Source organism: Streptomyces sp. NPDC001902, from assembly GCF_042891295.1.
Classification (GTDB): domain Bacteria; phylum Actinomycetota; class Actinomycetes; order Streptomycetales; family Streptomycetaceae; genus Actinacidiphila.
In genome coordinates, this window is record NZ_JBIATA010000001.1 from 399,831 (window position 1) to 417,124 (window position 17,294).

Below are 17,294 nucleotides of genomic sequence, written 5' to 3' on the forward strand. Positions count from 1 at the left end.
GGGTGGTGTTCGCGACGGCACCGGCACGGCCGGCGTGACTCCCCCTCGCGTGGGGTCGGTTGCGGGGCCCGCCGGGAGGGCCGGCCGCCGGGAACGCGAAACCCCCGCCGAGGAACTCGACGGGGGTTGCTGGTGGCTGGGGCCGGGGTCGAACCGGCGACCTATCGCTTTTCAGGCGATCGCTCGTACCAACTGAGCTACCCAGCCAGCGCGGTCCTGACGGGATTTGAACCCGCGGCCTCCACCTTGACAGGGTGGCGAGCACTCCAAACTGCTCCACAGGACCTTGCGTTGCGCTCTGCGCGAGAGACAGTCTCCCACACGTTTGTGCGTGCTCCCAACGGGATTCCGCCGCGCTCTGCGAAGAACGGATCGTCGGTGGACGTCTCCCGGTCGGTGATTCTCGGTGACCGGTCGGACACGCACTGGCGGGCCGATCTCGCTGGACCAGCGTATCAGACCCCGGGCGGTGCCACGCACGCGTGACCTGCGGGCCTGTGAGGGGGAGGCGCCGGTTCCGGCCCGGAAAACACGGAAGGCAGCGCCGCCGGTGAACCGGCCGCACTGCCAACGTGCATGGTCTGCGGGACGACGCAGACGACGTATGTGCCCCCAACGGGATTCGAACCCGTGCTACCGCCTTGAAAGGGCGGCGTCCTGGGCCACTAGACGATGAGGGCTGGGTGGCCCGCCGGGCGAATCTTCGGCCGTCGGGACGCGTCAGCAGGATATGGGATGCGAGGGGGGATCGCCAAAACGGTTTACGGGCCGGTTCACGGGCTGCTCGTCGCCGTGGCGGAGGGCGCCTTCGAGGGGGAGGAGGAGGGGGACGGGGCGCGGCCCGGCTCCACCTCCTCCGGGAGGTGGCGGGAGACCTCGGCGGTGGACAGCCCGAGCCCGCCGAGGGTGATCTCGTCCCAGGCCTGGAGGGCGTGGGTGTCCCGGTCCAGGTAGAGCACGGAGGCCTCCACCTTCTGGGGGGTGTCACCCTCGACGGCGCGCAGTCCGCCGCCGCCGGTGGTGCCCTGCACCATCAGCCGGCTGCCGTGCTCGAGGACGTCGACGTCCCGGGTGTGGGTGTGCCCGGAGAGGATCAGCGGGACGGTGCCGTCCGTCTGGGCGGCGGCGATCGGATTGTGGGCGACGGCGATGTCGACCTTGGCGCCCGTGGCGTTCTGCCGCCGGATGGCGTCGGCCAGCTCCTGTCCGGCCACCCGTTCCGACGGGTCGCCGGCCGCCTCGACCGAGCGGTCCGGGGTGAACTGCGGGTCGCCGATGCCGGCGATGCGCAGCCCCTTGACGACCACGGACCGGCCGTCGTCGACCACGTACGCGTTGGCCCGGCCCGCGACCGCGCGCTGGCTGTCCATGGAGTCGTGGTTGCCGCGGACGAAGACGTAGGGCGCGCCGAGGTCGGGGATGGCGGAGGTGAAGCCGTTCTCGGCGGTGGTGCCGTGGTCCATCAGGTCCCCGGTGTCGACGATCACGTCGATCTTGTACTCGGCGACGACGGACTCGATGATCTGCCAAGCCGCCGGGTTGAGGTGGATGTCCGAGACGTGCAGCACGCGCAGCGTGGTCGGGTCCGGGTTGTACGCGGGCAGCGTGGACGTCGCGTCGTACAGCCTGGTCATGTTGGTCACCAGGCGGGCGAGTTCCTGCTGGTAGATGTCGAAGTCGCTGACGATGCTGCGCGCGTTGCCGACCACCGAGGGGGCGCTGCTCAGCAGCCCGGAGAACCGGGGTTCCAGGACGCTGCGCGGGTTCCAGGTGCCGTACGCGGTGCCGGCGCAGGCCGCCAGTACCGCGAGGGAGAGCCCGCCCGCGGCGAGGGCACGGCGGGGCCTGCGGTAGACGGCCAGGCCGAGGGCGGTGGCGCCGGTCAGCGCGGCCACCGAGGACCGCAGCGCGAGCTCGGTCGTGCTGTGCTCGACGTCGGCGGCGACCTCGCTCTGCAGCCCGCTGATCCGCTCCGGGTGCCGCACCAGGGTCCGGGCCCGGTCGGGGTCGAGGGTGTCGACGTCCACGACCAGACGCAGCGGGCCGTCGTGGCTGTCCAGCTGGAGGGAGCCCAGCGGGGCAATGTTGACCTTGGTGTCCCCGGTCCAGGACGGGTGCAGCGACATCCGGGTGTTCATCGGGCCGACCGGTTCCTCGATGCTGCCCAGCACCACCAGGCCGAGCCAGCCGCCCACCAGGGTCACCGCGAGCAACCCGAGCGCGCCCAGGCAGGGGCGGGCCGGCGGGAGGGGGAGGGAGGAGGCGGGCGGTTCGGCGGTGCGGCGGCGGCGCCACAGGTCACGGATACGGGGCACACGAGAGCGAACACGGACCATTGCCGACGTATGCCCCCGGCCGTCGCGGGCCATGCGCCGCCCGACGGACGTCCCCCGCGCGCCCGCGGGGGCCACCGGGGCTCAGCCCCAGCCGAGTTCGTGCAGGCGTTCGTCCTCGATGCCGAAGTGGTGCGCCACCTCGTGGACGACGGTCGTGGCGACCTCGTGCACGATCTCCTCCTTCGTGCTGCACATGCGCAGGGTCGGGCCGCGGTAGATCGTGATCCGGTCCGGCAGGACGCCCGCGTACCACTCCCCGCGCTCGGTCAGCGGCGTCCCCTCGTACAGGCCCAGCAGCTCCGGATCGGCGGGGTCGGGCTCGTCCTCGACGAACACCGCCACGTTGTCCATGACGCGGGTCAGCTCCGGCGGGATCCGGTCCAGCGCGTCGCTGACCAGTTCCTCGAACGCTTCGCGTGACATCTCCAGCACACCGCCATTGTCCGGGACGGACGGCCGTTCGGGCAGCGTCCGGCGCGGATTGCGGTACCGGGGCGCGCCAAGGGGGCGCCGGGTGGCAGCCGTTCGGTGACCCGCGCGGGGGCGGGCCGGTCGCCGCGGGGGCGCGCTCCCGCCCGTACGGGCGTGTCCCCGAGGGCCGTGGGCCCGTTGGGCAGCGCGGAACCCGATCCCGCCACGCCCCCGCGGGACCCACCGGACCCACCGGTCCCGCCAGATCCACCAGAGGTGCCTCCGTGACCCCTGCCACCGCCCGCGCGCGTACGGCGGCCGTGCTGCTCCTGCCCGTGCTCGCCCTGGGCTCCGTGACCGGCTGCGTGAGCGTGGGCGGCGCGGGCGGCGACGCCCACCCGAAGGGCGCCTCCTCCGGTGTCGCCGGGGAGGCCGGAGGTGCCGGGGGGACCTGGGAGGACGGCGGGATGGTGCTGCCCGGCGGCCCGGGCGGGGTGGAGGGGCGGCCCGGGGCCCTCGCGCCCGGGGCCGGCTCGCCCTCGGTGTCGGCGCAGGAGTCGGTACCGGGGCCGACCCAGGGCCCGGACCGCTCCCACAGCGGGAAGCCGTCGGGGCGCCCCTCGTCCTCGGGGCGGCCCTCGCAGTCCCCGCCCCCGTCGGACCGGCCGTCGACGACGTCCTCGCCGGCGGACAGCTCGCCGCCGCCGTCCGGGGGCGGCGGGTCGCCCGAGCCGTCGCCGTCCAGCGCGCCCTCGGTGAACGGCGCCACATGAGGAACGGGAGGGGCCGAGAGCACCGAATTGGCCAAAGCGGTCTCGTATGCGTATGCTGGCAGATCGTTTGATCCCATTGCCCGGCGCCGAACCGAAGCGCGCCGCGTTGGCGCGTTCCTTTTCTCCTGTGGCTGACCGCATCGAGGCGGTTGTAAGCAACCTCCGGAGCTGGCGCGTGCCGAAATCTCCGAGAGGTTTTAGCTTCAGCATGTCTATTGACACTGCCGACCGTTCCGCCATGCCCATCGACGCCGACGGCACCGACGAGGCCGTCACCGAGGAGCAGACCGCTCCCGAAACCCCCAGCGTGACCTTCGGCGACCTCGGCCTGCCCGAGGGGATCGTCCGCAAGCTGGCGCAGAACGGGGTCACCACCCCCTTCCCGATCCAGGCGGCGACGATCCCCGACGCCCTGGCCGGCAGCGACATCCTCGGCCGCGGCCGTACCGGCTCCGGCAAGACCCTCTCCTTCGGTCTGCCGCTGCTCACCTCCCTGGCCGAGGGCCGCACCGAGCGCAAGCGTCCGCGCGGTGTGATCCTCACCCCGACCCGCGAGCTGGCGATGCAGGTCGCGGACGCGCTGCAGCCGTACGGCGACGTGCTCGGCCTGAAGATGAAGGTCGTCTGCGGCGGCACCTCGATGCAGAACCAGATCTACGCCCTGGAGCGCGGCGTCGACATCCTCGTCGCCACCCCGGGCCGGCTGCGCGACCTGATCGAGCGCGGCGCCTGCGCGCTGGACCAGGTGCAGATCGCCGTCCTCGACGAGGCCGACCAGATGGCCGACATGGGCTTCCTGCCCGAGGTCACCGAGATCCTCGACCTGGTCCCGGCCGGTGGTCAGCGGCTGCTGTTCTCCGCCACGCTGGAGAACGAGATCGACACCCTGGTCAAGCGGTACCTGAAGGACCCGATCACGCACGAGGTCGACCCCTCGGCCGGTGCGGTCACCACCATGACCCACCACGTCCTGGTCGTGAAGCCCAAGGACAAGGCCCCGGTCACCGCCGCCATCGCGGCCCGCAAGGGCCGCACCATCATCTTCGTCCGCACCCAGATGGGTGCCGACCGCGTCGCCGAGCAGCTGCGCGACGCGGGCGTCAAGGCCGACGCCCTGCACGGCGGCATGACCCAGGGCGCCCGCACCCGCACCCTGGCGGACTTCAAGGACGGTTACGTCAACGTCCTCGTCGCCACCGACGTCGCGGCCCGCGGCATCCACGTGGACGGCATCGACCTGGTCCTCAACGTGGATCCGGCCGGCGACCACAAGGACTACCTGCACCGCTCGGGCCGCACCGCCCGCGCCGGCCAGTCCGGCACGGTCGTCTCGCTCGCCCTGCCGCACCAGCGCAAGCAGATCTTCCGGCTGATGGAGGACGCGGGCGTCGACGCCTCGCGCCACGTCGTCGGAGGGGCCGGGGCGTTCGACGAGGACGTGGCCCAGATCACCGGCGCCCGGTCGCTGACCGAGGTGCAGGCGGACGCGGCGGGCAACGCCGCCCAGCAGGCCGAGCGTGAGGTCGCCGACCTCGTCAAGTCCCTGGAGCGCGCGCAGCGGCGGGCCGCCGAACTGCGCGAGGAGGCGGACCGCCTCACCGCCCGTGCCGCCCGTGAGCGCGGCGAGGACCCGGAGGCCGCCGTGGCGGCCGCCCAGGCCGAGGCCGCCGAGGCGGTCGCCGCCGCGGCGAGCGTCCCCGCCCCGGCCGCGGAGAGCTCCGCGCCGGAGCAGCGCACGTTCCAGCGCCGTGACGACCGGGGCAACTACGAGCGCCGCCGTGACGACCGTCGTGACGACCGCCCGTCGTTCCGCGACCGGGACCGCGGTGACCGCGGGTACGAGCGCCGTGACGAGCGTCCGTCGTTCAACCGGGACCGTCGTGACGAGCGTCCGTCGTTCAACCGCGAGCGTCGTGACGAGCGTCCGTCGTTCAACCGCGAGCGTCGTGACGAGCGTCCGTCGTTCAACCGCGACCGTCGTGACGACCGCCCGTCGTTCAACCGCGACCGTGACCGTGACCGCGGCTTCGAGCGCCGTGACGACCGCCCGGCGCGTTCCTACGACCGCCGCGACGACCGCCCGGCGCGCCCCCACGAGTCGCGTGACCGCCACTTCGGCGGCGACCGCCCCTTCAACCGGGACCGTCGTGACGACCGCCCGGCGTTCAACCGCGACCGTGACGCCAACGACCGCCGCCCGTACGGCCGTCGTGACGATCACCGCCCCACCGGCGGCTTCGACCGCCGCACGGACAAGCCGCGCTGGAAGCGCAACGGCTGACCCCAGCTGAACGGCAGGGGCCCGGCAGATGGACGTCCATCTGCCGGGCCCCTGCCGTTTCGGGGAAAGCCCCAGGTCGGGCGGCTGGTGCAGACCTTCTCTTCCCGTGCGCCGACTGTTAGGCTCTGGCGACTTGCGTGGGGGGTACAGCCGGGGGGCTTGAGAGCTGCGCAGCGCTTTTCGTGCGCGCGCGCCGAGCCGTGTCCGTTCGCCCCTCACGCCTCTCGCCTTGTGGATGCAGGAGGTTCGGGTGACCCGTCGTGCCCTCGTGCGCGGCAATCCGGCCGCGCTCGTCAGCGCGGTACTCGCGGTAGGACTCGGTTCGTCCGGCACGGCCGCCGTGGCCGACACCGGCTGGGACACCTCCAAGGGGATCTTCTGATGGCCCGCACGGGAACCTCCGCTCCGGACAGGACTCCCGCGGCGGGCCCCGGCGCCCGCCGCAGGACCCTCGCCGCCGCCGTGATCGTCCTGCTGGGCGCCGGGCTGGGCCCGGTGGCGCTGCCGGCCGCCGCGGACCCGGGCACCCCTCCCGAGGCGGTCTTCCCCGCCGGTGTGCGCTCCACGCCGTTCAGGGACACGCTGTACACCGCCGGCGGCTCGGGTTTCCTGCACACGCAGGAGGGCAACGGCTCGTACCTGTGGACGGACTTCGCGAGCGGCGGGACGACGACGATCACGGCCATGAGCGCCCTGCTCAACTCGGGGCTCATGGGCTTCCCCGCGTCGAAGAGCATGTCGGTGCTGGACCTGGCGAGCGGTGAGCGCGTCGTCACGGCCCTTCCCACCGGCCGGTACGTCACCGGCGCGTTCACGATGTCCGAGGTCCTCACCTACGAGAAGCCCGCCGGGGGCACGATCACCGGACTGCACCTGCTGCGCACCGCCGAGGGGCAGGTGACCGACGTCGCCCTGCCGTCGGACGCGCTGCCGGAGGGGTACACATCCGTCCGCACCGTCGCCCAGGACCTGCGCGGCGCGGTGCTGGAACTGGGCGGCGGCCCCTCCGGCAAGCGTCTGGTGCTGGTCGACTACGCCACCGGCGCGGTCACCGGCCTGTTCGGCTCGCTGGCCACGCCACCGTCCAGGATCGCGCTGTCCGCCGACCGTGTGCTCGGCTGGTTCGGCTCCGCGGGCGCTCTGACCGCCTGGGTCGTCCCGCGCGCCGACACGGCCGCGGAACCCGGGGCGGTCGTGATCCCCCCGCTGGAGGGCGCGTCCTTCCAGCCCGCGGTGACGCTGGCCCTCGTGGGTGACTGGATCGTGGTCGCGCGTGCCCCGGAACCGCTGAGGTCGCGCCCGGGCGAGACGCTGAGCGTGGTCCCGGTGGACGGCGGTGAGGCCCGGACGTTGCTGACGTACGCCACGAACCAGCTCGTCATCGCCGCGGACGGCAGTGTGCTGGTCGTCGGCGGCAGCGGCGTGACGGACTGGGCGGTGCGCCGGGTGACGGCCTCCGGAGCCCAGCCCGTGGTCACCGAGGTCATGCCCCTCCACGCGGTCAACTCCCGGGTCGACGGCCTCGCGCTCGGCGCGGGGAAGCTGTCCGTCGCCACCGACGCGGACGGCGGCTCCCTGCGGTCGCTGTACGAGTTCGACCTGGCGCCGACCGGGGCCCCCGAGCCCGGGCCGCGGACGCTGCTCTTCCCGCTCCACGACTGGTACAGGCCCTGCCAGGCGGGCTCCGACTGCGTCGAACTCCACGCCTTGGGCGACGGGCACACCGCGTACGCCGATCACGGGGCCTCGGTGAACTCGCCCCGCACCCCGAGCTCGCTGGCCTCGGTCATCCTGCCGAGCACCGGCAACCGGATCGTCGACTCCTCCGGGCGCTACACCGTCGCCGGCGACGGCACCGGGGGCAAGCAGTACGTGGGGGACTTCGAACAGCACCGGGAGAACAACGTCACGCTGACCCGCACCACCTCGGCCGCCTCGGTCTGGGGCACCGAACTGTGGAAACCGGGACCGGCCAAGGGCACGCTCGACGTGTTCGACCTGAAGACCCGCAAGACCTCGTCGGCCGTCGACGTCGGAGCCGGCTGCGTGCCGCAGGAACTGCAGACGGTCGGCCGCTGGGTGTACTGGTCCTGCGGGCCGACGGGCAAGGCGGGCGTCTGGGACCGCACCGGCAGGAAGAGCATCGCCGTGCCCTCGGGCGAGGCCCTGCTCGGCGACGGTTTCCTCGTCCGCCACGACCGTGCGGCGGGCAAGCTGCTGCTGACCGACTTCCACGGCGGAGCGGGTACGGCGGCGGTCACCGGCGAGTTCGCCGACCTGCCGGCGGAGGACGAGCTGGTCTCCGACCGCCGGATCAGCTGGACCGTCGACAAGTACGGCGGGGACGTCGCCTTCGTGGACGCCGGCGACAGGATCCACGTCAAGCGCGTCACCGTGCCGCGCTCGCCGGTCACGTCGATCGAGGCCACCACGGACGACTACATCAACCTGAGGTGGCCGGGTCCCCAGAACGTCTGGCACGGCACCTGGCAGTTGTCCCGGCCGCCGGCGGGCTGGAGCCTCACCTTCCGGAACGCGGCGGGCAAGGCCGTGCGCACCGTCCGTGGCACCGCCCACGAGGGGGCGCGGATCACGACGGAGTGGAACGGCACCGACGACCACGGCGCCGTGGTGACGGGCGGCCGCCACACGTGGACGCTGAGCGTGGACGTGGGCGACGGCAGCGGCTTCCGTACGGCGCACACCGGAACCATGCGGCTGGCCGGGGCCAGGAGCGCCTGGCGGGACCTCGACGCGGACGGGGACGGGGAGCTGGCGGCGTTGGCCTCCGACGGCATGCTCGATTTCCCGACCCCGGGGGCGGGCAATGCCGGTGCCACCCCCGGGTGGAACACCGGGTACCGGTTCGTCCCCTTCGGCGACCTCGACGGCGACCGCTGCTCCGACGTCCTCGTCCGGAACACCGTGGGCGAGCTCTTCCGCTACGCGGGCCGGTGCCAGGGGGCGATCACCAAGAGCAGCCCCCGCCTGTCGTTGGGAACGGGTTACCAGCAGTACAACGTGCTGACGTCGGCGGGTGACCTGAGCGGTGACGGTCGTCCGGACCTGATCGCCCGGCAGACGTCGACTTCGGACGTGTGGCTGCACAAGGCCACCGGCACCGGGAAGCTGGCGGCGCGGGTGAAGCTGGCGTCGAAGTGGACGGGTTACAAGAAGATCGTGGGTGCCGGGGACCTGAACGGTGACGGGATCGGTGATCTGCTGGCCCAGGACAAGGCGAACGTCCTGTGGCGTTACGACGGTGACGGCAAGGGGCATCTGCGGCCGCGGGTGAAGCTCGCCTCGAACTGGGGTGCCTCGTACAACGCGCTGGCGGGCGTGGGGGACATCACCGGTGACGGCAAGGGCGACCTGATCGCCCGGGACACCGCGGGGAACCTGTACCGCTACGCCGGCACCGGCAAGGGCACCTTCGGCAGCCGCACCAAGATCGGCACCGGCTGGGGCGTGTACAAGAGCCTTTTCTAGCCAGTTCCGGACGCGTCTGTGACGCATATCACGCCCCCGGCGAGGGAATCGCTGGGGGCATGACAATTCCAAAAGAACCGGGCGGGGCCGCCGGGCCCCCGGCCCCGGTCTCCGACGAGGAACGCCTACGCCAACTCGGCTACACCCAGGTGCTGGCCCGCCGGATGTCCGCGTTCTCCAACTTCGCGGTCTCCTTCACCATCATTTCGGTCCTCTCCGGCTGCCTGACCCTCTACGCCTTCGGCATGAACACCGGCGGCCCCGCGGTGATCACCTGGGGCTGGCTGGCGGTCGGGCTCATGACGCTGGTCGTCGGCCTGGCGATGGCCGAGATCTGCTCCTCGTACCCGACCTCCGCCGGCCTGTACTACTGGGCCCACCGGCTCGCCCCGCCGCGCAGCGCCGCCGCCTGGGCCTGGTTCGCGGGCTGGTTCAACGTGCTCGGCCAGGTCGCCGTCACCGCCGGCATCGACTTCGGCGCCGCGAGCTTCCTCAACGCGTACCTGGACCTGCAGTTCGGCTTCAGCAGCACCCCCGGCCACACGATCGTCCTGTTCGCCGCGATCCTGCTGCTGCACGGGCTGCTCAACACCTTCGGCGTCCGCATCGTCGCGCTCCTCAACGACATCAGCGTGTGGTGGCACGTGCTCGGCGTCGGCCTGATCGTCGGCGCGCTCGCCTTCGTGCCGGACCGGCACCAGTCGACGTCGTTCGTCTTCACCCACTTCGTCAACAACACCGGCTGGGGCAGCGGTTTCTACGTGGTCCTGCTCGGCCTGCTGATGGCGCAGTACACCTTCACCGGCTACGACGCCTCCGCCCACATGACCGAGGAGACCCACGACGCCGCCACCGCCGGGCCGCGCGGCATCGTCCGCTCCATATGGATCTCCTGGATCGCGGGCTTCGTGCTGCTGCTCGGCTTCACGTACGCGATCCGGTCCTACGACGACGTCCTCGACACGCCGACCGGCGTCCCCCCGGCGCAGATCCTCATCGACGGCCTCGGTGACGTCGGCGGCAAGCTCCTGCTGCTCGTCGTCATCGGCGCCCAGCTCTTCTGCGGGATGGCCTCCGTCACCGCCAACAGCCGCATGATCTACGCCTTCTCGCGCGACGGGGCGCTGCCCTTCTCCGCGGTCTGGCACCGCATCAACCCGCGGACCAAGACGCCCACCAACGCCGTCTGGCTGGCCGCGCTCGGCGCGCTCGTACTGGGCCTGCCGTACCTGATCAACCTGACCGCGTACGCCGCAGTGACCTCCATCGCCGTCATCGGCCTCTACATCGCGTACGTCATCCCGACCTTCCTGCGCCTCGGCAAGGGGGACGCCTTCGAGCGCGGCCCCTGGCACCTCGGCCGCTGGTCCCGCCCGATCGGCGTCATCGCCGTGACGTGGGTCGTCTTCATCACCGTGCTCTTCATGCTGCCCCAGGTCAGCCCGGTCACGGTCGACACCTTCAACTACGCGCCGATCGCGGTGCTGGTCGTCCTCGGCTTCGCCGCGACGTGGTGGTTCGTCTCCGCCCGCCACTGGTTCCTCCGGGACCGCGGCCCCGCCTCCGCCGAGCTCCCCGACCCGGTCCCTGCCCCCGCCCCGGCCGACCCTTCCGGCTGACCTCCCCGCCCCCTCGCCGGCGGCGGCCGCGCCGCACGGGCCGAATGCGCTCGGAGCCACGGCCGCCGTCCGGCTATGCTGCGGGGTGCGGGCCGTTAGCTCAATTGGCAGAGCAGTGGACTTTTAATCCATTGGTTGTGGGTTCGAGTCCCACACGGCCTACCCGCAGGCGGTTGGTCTCGCCACCGCTGTCCTGCGTGAATGCGGCCCCACCGGTTCGGACCGGTGGGGCCGCAGCCTCTTCCCCAGGCTCCTGCGTGAGCGATCCGTGAACGGCAGTGCCGGCGGGTCACGTCTTCCGTGCCCGACCGCGGCGGCGGCGCGCTCGGTCAACTCCTCGGTGGCTTCGCTCACATGTGGAGGGCCACCCGTCGGCCGCTTCCAACCATCGGCGTCCTCGCGGGCGTCGGCGGGTGTCGCCACGGCCGCCGGGTGCGACGATCCCCGGCCTCCGGGCCCGGCATCCTCCCTGCCCGGGGGTGCGGCGGCGGGTCTTGGGCTCGTCACTGACGTGTCACGACACAGCCACTACGTCTGTAAACCGTGTTCACATGCGTGGCGCCGAGGCATACTCATTTTCGCCAACCCGCATATGCCATCCCTGGGGGGAACAAATGCACGCGAAGTTCGCCATGCCCATCGTGGCCGTCGCCGTCCTCGCCGCCGGCCTGACCGCCTGTGCCGAGCCGACGACCGTCAGCACCAAGCCCGTCAAGACCGAGGCCGCCGGCAAGGACGGCGGCGCCGGCAAGCCCGCGAAGTCCGCGGACGAGCCGAAGAAGGACGCCGGCATCGGCGACACCCTCAGCCTCCACGGTATGGACGACGGCTCCCGGATCGACGTCACCCTGGTCAAGTGGGTCGACCCGGCCAAGAGCAGCGACGAGTTCATGACCCCCGCGAAGGGGAAGCGGTGGGTCGCCGCCCAGCTCCGCCTGACCAATGCCGGCACCGCCGTCTACTCCGACAGCCCCGGCAACGGGCTGACCGTCACCGACACCGACGGACAGCAGTTCCAGACCACCTTCGGGGAGGTGACCGCCGGGCCCGCGATGTCCAGCGACCTGCGCCTGACGAAGGGTGCCAAGGGGCTCGGGTGGGTGGTCTTCGAGGTCCCCAAGGCGTCGAAGATCACCAAGCTCCAGATGGCTCTCGACAGCGGCTTCGCCGACGAGACCGGCCAGTGGAACGTCAAGTAGCCGCCGGGGAATCGCCGTCGCGGTCCTGAGGGCGCGTCGGGGCGTCCGGTTCGGGGCCCGGGCGCCCTACCGCGGGGCCCCGTCCGGAGTGCATCCGGACGGGGGCCCGAGGCGTTCGCGGGGTCGGACGGCGGGGTCAGCCGTCGCAGAACTTGAGGCGCTTCAGGGTGTCGTTGATGGCCTTGCCCTGGGCTTCGGTGAGCTGGTTGTCGTGGTAGGTGAAGCTCCGGGCGGCCTCCGCGTCCGCCTGGGGGTCGTTGCTGTTGATGGCGCCGCACAGGTTGCGGGCGGCGTCGATGGCCTTGTCGGGGTCCTTGGCGAAGTCGGGGTTGATGGCCTGCAGGGCGGCGATGAGCGCGGCCCGGTCGGCTCCCGTGGGGGAGGCCGGGATCCCCGCCTCGGGCAGGGACTTCTCGGGGTCGGCCTGGGAGACCGGGGACGCGGACGACACGGCGGTCTCGGGCGCCGTGGCGGCGGTGTCGGCGGAGGAACTGCAGCCGCTGAGGGCCGCGCCCGCGACGGCGAGCAGCAGTGTGGTTGCGGTGATGTGTGTGCGCATGTCGGGATTATGACCTTTCGCCCTGCCTTAGGTGGTGGAGGCGGCCTGCGGCAGGGGTGTGACATGCGGGCAAGTCGTCGGCCCCGGGGTGGTGGTGACGGACGGGCAGGGCCCCGGCGGCCGCTACGCCGGGGTCGTGCCGCGGCGGCGGGCCTCGTCGGGGATGGGGAGTTCGAACCAGACGACCTTGCCGGTGCCCAGGCGCCGGGCGCCCCAGTGGTCGGCCAGGCGGTCGACGACGTACAGGCCGCGGCCGTGCTCGTCCTCCGGTCCGGCCCGGTGCACCCGGGGGACCAGGGGCGAGTCGTCGCCGACCTCGCAGCGCAGCACGTCGGTGCGCAGGAGGCGCAGGGTGATGGGGCGGGAGGCGAAGCGGACGGCGTTGGTGACGACCTCGCTGACAAGCAGTTCGGTCGTCTCCAGCATGGGGTCGAGGCCCCAGCGGTGCAGGGCGCGGCGGGTCAGGCGGCGGGCCCGGCAGGCGGTCTCGGGCTGGGGGGCGAGGTACCAGTAGGCGACGCTGTGCGTGGGGAAGCCGTCGAAGCGGGCGGCGAGCAGCGCGATGTCGTCGTCGCGGGAGCCGCCGGGGCCCAGGTCGCCGAGCGCCTGGTCGCACAAGGCCTCCAGGGGCGGCGGGACGAGGTCGCGGCCAGGTGTCTGGATGCGGGCCAGCAGGTTCTCCACGCCGGTCCAGATGTCGTGGCCGCGGGACTCGACCAGGCCGTCGGTGTAGAGGAGCAGGGTGGCCCCGGTGGGCGCGGGCATCTCGACGGTCTCGAAGTCGATGCCGCCGACGCCGATCGGCGCGCCCGCGGGTACGGGCAGCACCTCGCCCTTGCCGCCGGGGAGCAGCACGACGGGCGGCAGATGGCCGGCGTTGGCGATCAGCAGCCGGTGCGAGATGGGGTCGTAGACCGCGTACAGGCAGGTGGCGATGTGCTCGATGCCCAGCCGCTGGGCCTGTTCGTCGAGGTGGTGCAGGACCTCGTCCGGGGGCAGGTCGAGGCCGGCGAGGGCCTGCACGCTGGTGCGCAGCTGGCCCATGATCGCGGCGGAGGTCATCGAATGGCCCATCACGTCGCCGACGACGAGCGCGACGCGGCTGCCGGGCAGCGGGATGGCGTCGTACCAGTCGCCGCCCACCCGCGCGGTCTCGGAGGCGGGCAGGTAGCGGCTGGCCAGCCGGACCCCGGTGGGCTCGGGGAGGGAGGCCGGGAGCATGGTGCGCTGCAGGGCGTCGGCGACGGACGCCTCGTGGCCGTACATCAGGGCCTTGTGGGCGCCGAGCGCGGTGTGGGTCGCCAGTTGCGAGGCGACCAGCAGGTCGTCGGCGGTGAAGGGGGCCCGCTCGGGCCGGCGCAGCAGGGTGAGGGTGCCCATGAGGCGGTTGCGGCCGTGCAGCGGGGCGATGATCAGGCGGCGGCCGGGTGGCAGCGTGCCGGGCGGCCCGACCACCGGGCCGAGCAGCTCCCTGACGGCGGTCGCGATGCCGGGGGCGTCGCCGAAGACCGGGCGGCCCTCCCGCAGCAGCCGGGTGAGCCGGCCGGTGGCGCTGAGCCGGACGCACTCCGACACCCCCTGCGCTCCGGGGCGGTTGACGCACCGCAGCGCGATCTGCGGCGGCTCCGGCGCGGCGGCCTCCGTGTCCGGTGACGGCAGTCCCGGTGACGGCCGCTCCGGGGTGCGCCGCCGGGTGGGGTGCAGGTGCAGGACGACGGGACCCGCGGTGTCCCGGACCTGCGTACCCTCCTCGGTCAGCAGCGGGTCGTGCAGATGGACGAAGATCGTGTCGGCGAAGGCGGGGACGGCCGCCGTGTCCAGCTCGCGCAGCGTCTCGTCCAGGTCCATGCCGGCGGCGATGCGCCGGGTCGCGGCGTCGAGGTAGCGGAGCCGGTCGGTCTGCGGCTGCCCGGGCGCGCGGGGCGCGTCGGCGTCCCGGGGCCATGGCGTGCGCCGCTCGGGAGGTTCCGCTCCGCCCCCGGTCGGGCCGGGGTCTTCGCCTGGGGTGCGGTGCCGCGCCACGTCCTGGTCCCGTCCCGCCTCAGCCGATCCGCCGGCAACAGAGGAACACCTGTTCCTCCGGCGGTACGTCGCTGAAGGCCGGGGCGTAGGTGTACGAGAACTCCTTGACGATCTCGAAGCCGCCCGACTCGATGACGTGCAGCAACTCCTCCCTGAGGTAACCGGAGACGCGGATGGTGCAGCCCAGGAACGGGATGGCGAAGTCGTCCACGTCGGCCTCCACCATCGACAGGGCGAACAGCCCGCCCGGGACCAGCAGATGGTGGATCGTGCGGAGGGCGTGCGGGATCTCGGCGCGCGGCAGCATCAGCAGGGAGAAGAAGGCCGCGACGGCGTCGAAGCGGCCCAACGGGGCCGGGCCGCCGGGGCGCAGGTCGGCGATGTCCAGCTGGTGGAAGGTGGCGTGGGGGACGTACGTCCGGGCCAGTTCGAGCATGCCCTCGGACAGGTCGATGCCCACGACGTCGAACGCCGCGTCGCTCAGCTGCCGGGCGGTGGGGAGTCCGGTGCCGCAGCCGAGGTCCAGTACGCGGGACCCGGGCGGCAGGGTGTCCACGAGCCACAGGCCGGCGGAGAACTGCCCCTCCTTGTGCGGGAAGGCCTCGTCGTAGCGGTCCCCGATGGCGTCGAACGCCTCGGCCTGGCCGCTCCGGTCAGGCCGGCCGCTCTCATAACCGCCCCACACGGTCTTGTCGATCACGAAAAATCCCTTTCGTGCCCACTTCGAATTATCCCATGGAGTCCTTTTGTCGCCTCTTGATGGAATCTGACCCTCTGGCCACGGGCGTCGCAGGAGCCACGGGACGCCACCGGAGTCACAAGGGGCGTCCGCTCCCTCTCTCTCCGTGCACGGGTGGTGCCGCCGTGCCGTCCGTTACGGACGGGGCGCGTGCGCCGGGGTGGACCACGCCCGTATCGTGGGGCCACCGCGAGCACGCCGGACCGGGGCCGCTCCGCCGCGCGCACGCCGCCGACGCCCACCGCACTTGCCACGAACCGGACCTCATATGACCGCACCCTCCTTGCACAGCACCGCCGACATCGCCTCCCTCCCCGCGGAGGCGCGCGACGACCTGCGCGCCTACGCGGAGCTCGGCGGCTTCACGCTGACGACCGACACCCACGCCTGGTACGCGGCCGTGGACACCGTCGCCGGCCCCGAGGAGGCCCGCGCCGCCTCCACCGTCCTCGCGGAGCTGCGCGGCCGTGACCTGCCCGCGCTGCGCGCCGCCGCACGCCGCCTGGAGGAGTCCGAGGCCCTGGGCATCGACGCCCCCCGCACGGTGGCCGAGAGCGGCCGGGCCGTGTCGCTGCTGCTGCGGGTACGCCTGACGCTGCGCACGCTCAGCGCCGACGTGTACGACGTGGCCGAGGCCGAGCTGGACGACCTGGTCGCCGCCACCGCGAGCGGCGCCTGGCGCCGGGACCGCGGGGTGAAGGTCACCTGGCTGCGCCGCCGCTCGCTGCGCGGACGCGTCCGCGGGCTGGCCACCGGGCGGCCGCGGCGCGACGCCGCCCACACCGCCCTGGCCTCCGCGGCCTCCGAGCGCACCGACTGGGCCGCCCTCGGCGGCGCCGGCCGCCCGGCCGTCCCCACGGACGCGGACTTCCTCGACGACGCCTCCCGCGCCGCCGAGGCCGCCGTCGCCGGGCTCACCGAACTGGGCCGCCTCCTGCGCTCCGAGGCCGCGCTGGACAGCCTGCCCTTCGAGGAGCTCGTGGAGCTCCTCGACCGCCTCGCCGCGGACGAGGGCACGCTGTACCGCCTGCCCAACCTCAAGGCCACCCGCGACCGCCTGGAGGAGCAGGGCCTCGGCGCGGTGCTCGAGGAGCTGACGGAGCGTCGGGCGGACACGGCCGAGGTCGTCGCGCTGCTGGGCGAGACGGAGACCCCCGTCGTCCCCGAACCGCGCACCACGTCGGAAGCGGCGGAGGGGACTCCTGCGGAGCCGGAGGCGGAGGCCGTTGCCGAGGCCGCGGTGGTCGAGGCACCGGTGACGGAGGAAGCGCCGGCCGCTCCCGCGGAGACGGAGCCGGTTGCCGCGGAGGCTCCTGCCGTGGAGCCCGAGCCTGAGCCCGAGCCGGTTGCGGAGGCCGCGCCTGTCGAGGCCGAGCCCGAGGCCGTCGTGGAGCCGGAGGCTGCGCCTGCAGAGCCGGAGCCGGTGGCCGAGGAAGCACCTGCCGCCGAGCCCGAGGCGGAAGCCGTCGCGGAGCCCGTGACGGTGGAGGCACCTGCTCCCGCCGAAGCGGAGCCTGTCGCCGAGGCGCCGGTGGTCGAGGAGGCCCCCGCAGCCGAGGCCGAGCCCGAGCCGGTTGCGGAGGCTGCGCCTGTCGAGGCTGAGCCCGAGGCCGTCGTGGAGCCGGAGGCTGCGCCTGCAGAGCCGGAGCCGGTGGCCGAGGAAACGCCTGCCGCCGAGCCCGAGGCGGAAGCCGTCGCGGAGCCCGTGACGGTGGAGGCACCTGCTCCCGCCGAGGCAGAGCCGGTTGCCGCGGAGGCTCCTGCCGTGGAGCCCGAGCCGGTTGCGGAGGCTGCGCCTGTCGAGGCTGAGCCCGAGGCCGTCGTGGAGCCGGAGGCTGCGCCTGCAGAGCCGGAGCCGGTGGCCGA

The 17,294-nt window shown here is 73.0% G+C and carries 12 protein-coding genes and 4 tRNA genes; 8 read left to right on the forward strand and 8 right to left on the reverse strand.

Annotated features, from left to right (window positions below; genetic code table 11):
- Window positions 1-130: 130 nt before the first annotated feature.
- The 5 genes from ACFYYN_RS01890 to ACFYYN_RS01910 form a co-directional block, all read right to left on the reverse strand.
- Window positions 131-207: transfer RNA gene (locus tag ACFYYN_RS01890), tRNA-Phe, on the reverse strand.
- 4 nt (window positions 208-211) lie between these two features.
- A tRNA-Asp gene (locus ACFYYN_RS01895) sits at window positions 212-286 on the reverse strand.
- Between the two features lie 321 nt (window positions 287-607).
- A tRNA-Glu gene (locus tag ACFYYN_RS01900) sits at window positions 608-680 on the reverse strand.
- 93 nt (window positions 681-773) lie between these two features.
- Entirely contained in the window at window positions 774-2,369 is a 1,596-nt protein-coding gene (locus ACFYYN_RS01905; protein ID WP_500544324.1) for a metallophosphoesterase family protein, read from the reverse strand.
- A 48-nt stretch (window positions 2,370-2,417) separates the two neighbouring features.
- The gene (locus tag ACFYYN_RS01910; protein WP_500322617.1) at window positions 2,418-2,768 is read right to left on the reverse strand and encodes a metallopeptidase family protein; all 351 of its coding nucleotides are present in this window, start codon (window positions 2,766-2,768) and stop codon (window positions 2,418-2,420) included.
- A gap of 263 nt (window positions 2,769-3,031) precedes the next feature.
- Here ACFYYN_RS01910 and ACFYYN_RS01915 point away from each other — a divergent pair, with 263 nt between their 5' ends.
- The 7 genes from ACFYYN_RS01915 to ACFYYN_RS01945 all read left to right on the forward strand — a co-directional run bounded on the left by ACFYYN_RS01915 (window position 3,032) and on the right by ACFYYN_RS01945 (window position 12,108).
- Window positions 3,032-3,520: a hypothetical protein gene (locus tag ACFYYN_RS01915; RefSeq protein WP_500544325.1), complete on the forward strand. Its 489-nt coding sequence runs from the start codon at window positions 3,032-3,034 to the stop codon at window positions 3,518-3,520.
- Window positions 3,521-3,728: 208 nt separating this feature from the next.
- A complete protein-coding gene (locus ACFYYN_RS01920; protein ID WP_500544326.1) occupies window positions 3,729-5,801 on the forward strand; it encodes a DEAD/DEAH box helicase in 2,073 nt (690 codons plus the stop codon).
- Window positions 5,802-6,051: 250 nt separating this feature from the next.
- A complete protein-coding gene (locus tag ACFYYN_RS01925; RefSeq protein ID WP_500544327.1) occupies window positions 6,052-6,183 on the forward strand; it encodes a hypothetical protein in 132 nt (43 codons plus the stop codon).
- A complete protein-coding gene (locus ACFYYN_RS01930) occupies window positions 6,183-9,290 on the forward strand; it encodes an FG-GAP-like repeat-containing protein (protein ID WP_500544328.1) in 3,108 nt (1,035 codons plus the stop codon). The genes ACFYYN_RS01925 and ACFYYN_RS01930 overlap by 1 nt, the downstream gene beginning before the upstream one ends.
- 59 nt (window positions 9,291-9,349) lie before the next feature.
- Entirely contained in the window at window positions 9,350-10,909 is a 1,560-nt protein-coding gene (locus tag ACFYYN_RS01935) for an amino acid permease (RefSeq protein WP_500544329.1), read from the forward strand.
- 89 nt (window positions 10,910-10,998) lie between these two features.
- A tRNA-Lys gene (locus tag ACFYYN_RS01940) sits at window positions 10,999-11,071 on the forward strand.
- Between the two features lie 452 nt (window positions 11,072-11,523).
- Window positions 11,524-12,108 (forward strand): DUF4352 domain-containing protein, encoded by a 585-nt coding sequence (locus ACFYYN_RS01945; protein WP_500544330.1) that lies wholly within the window; start codon window positions 11,524-11,526, stop codon window positions 12,106-12,108.
- A gap of 136 nt (window positions 12,109-12,244) precedes the next feature.
- Here ACFYYN_RS01945 and ACFYYN_RS01950 read toward each other — a convergent pair whose 3' ends face one another.
- The 3 genes from ACFYYN_RS01950 to ACFYYN_RS01960 all read right to left on the reverse strand — a co-directional run bounded on the left by ACFYYN_RS01950 (window position 12,245) and on the right by ACFYYN_RS01960 (window position 15,389).
- Window positions 12,245-12,667, reverse strand: coding sequence for a hypothetical protein (locus tag ACFYYN_RS01950; protein ID WP_500544331.1), 423 nt, complete (start codon window positions 12,665-12,667; stop codon window positions 12,245-12,247).
- A gap of 123 nt (window positions 12,668-12,790) precedes the next feature.
- Window positions 12,791-14,689: a SpoIIE family protein phosphatase gene (locus ACFYYN_RS01955; RefSeq protein ID WP_500544332.1), complete on the reverse strand. Its 1,899-nt coding sequence runs from the start codon at window positions 14,687-14,689 to the stop codon at window positions 12,791-12,793.
- A 19-nt stretch (window positions 14,690-14,708) separates the two neighbouring features.
- The gene (locus ACFYYN_RS01960; RefSeq protein ID WP_500533713.1) at window positions 14,709-15,389 is read right to left on the reverse strand and encodes a class I SAM-dependent DNA methyltransferase; all 681 of its coding nucleotides are present in this window, start codon (window positions 15,387-15,389) and stop codon (window positions 14,709-14,711) included.
- Window positions 15,390-15,696: 307 nt separating this feature from the next.
- Between ACFYYN_RS01960 and ACFYYN_RS01965 the strand changes: the two genes are divergently transcribed.
- The coding region (locus tag ACFYYN_RS01965) for a hypothetical protein (protein WP_500544333.1) at window positions 15,697-17,294 on the forward strand (1,598 nt) is incomplete at its 3' end.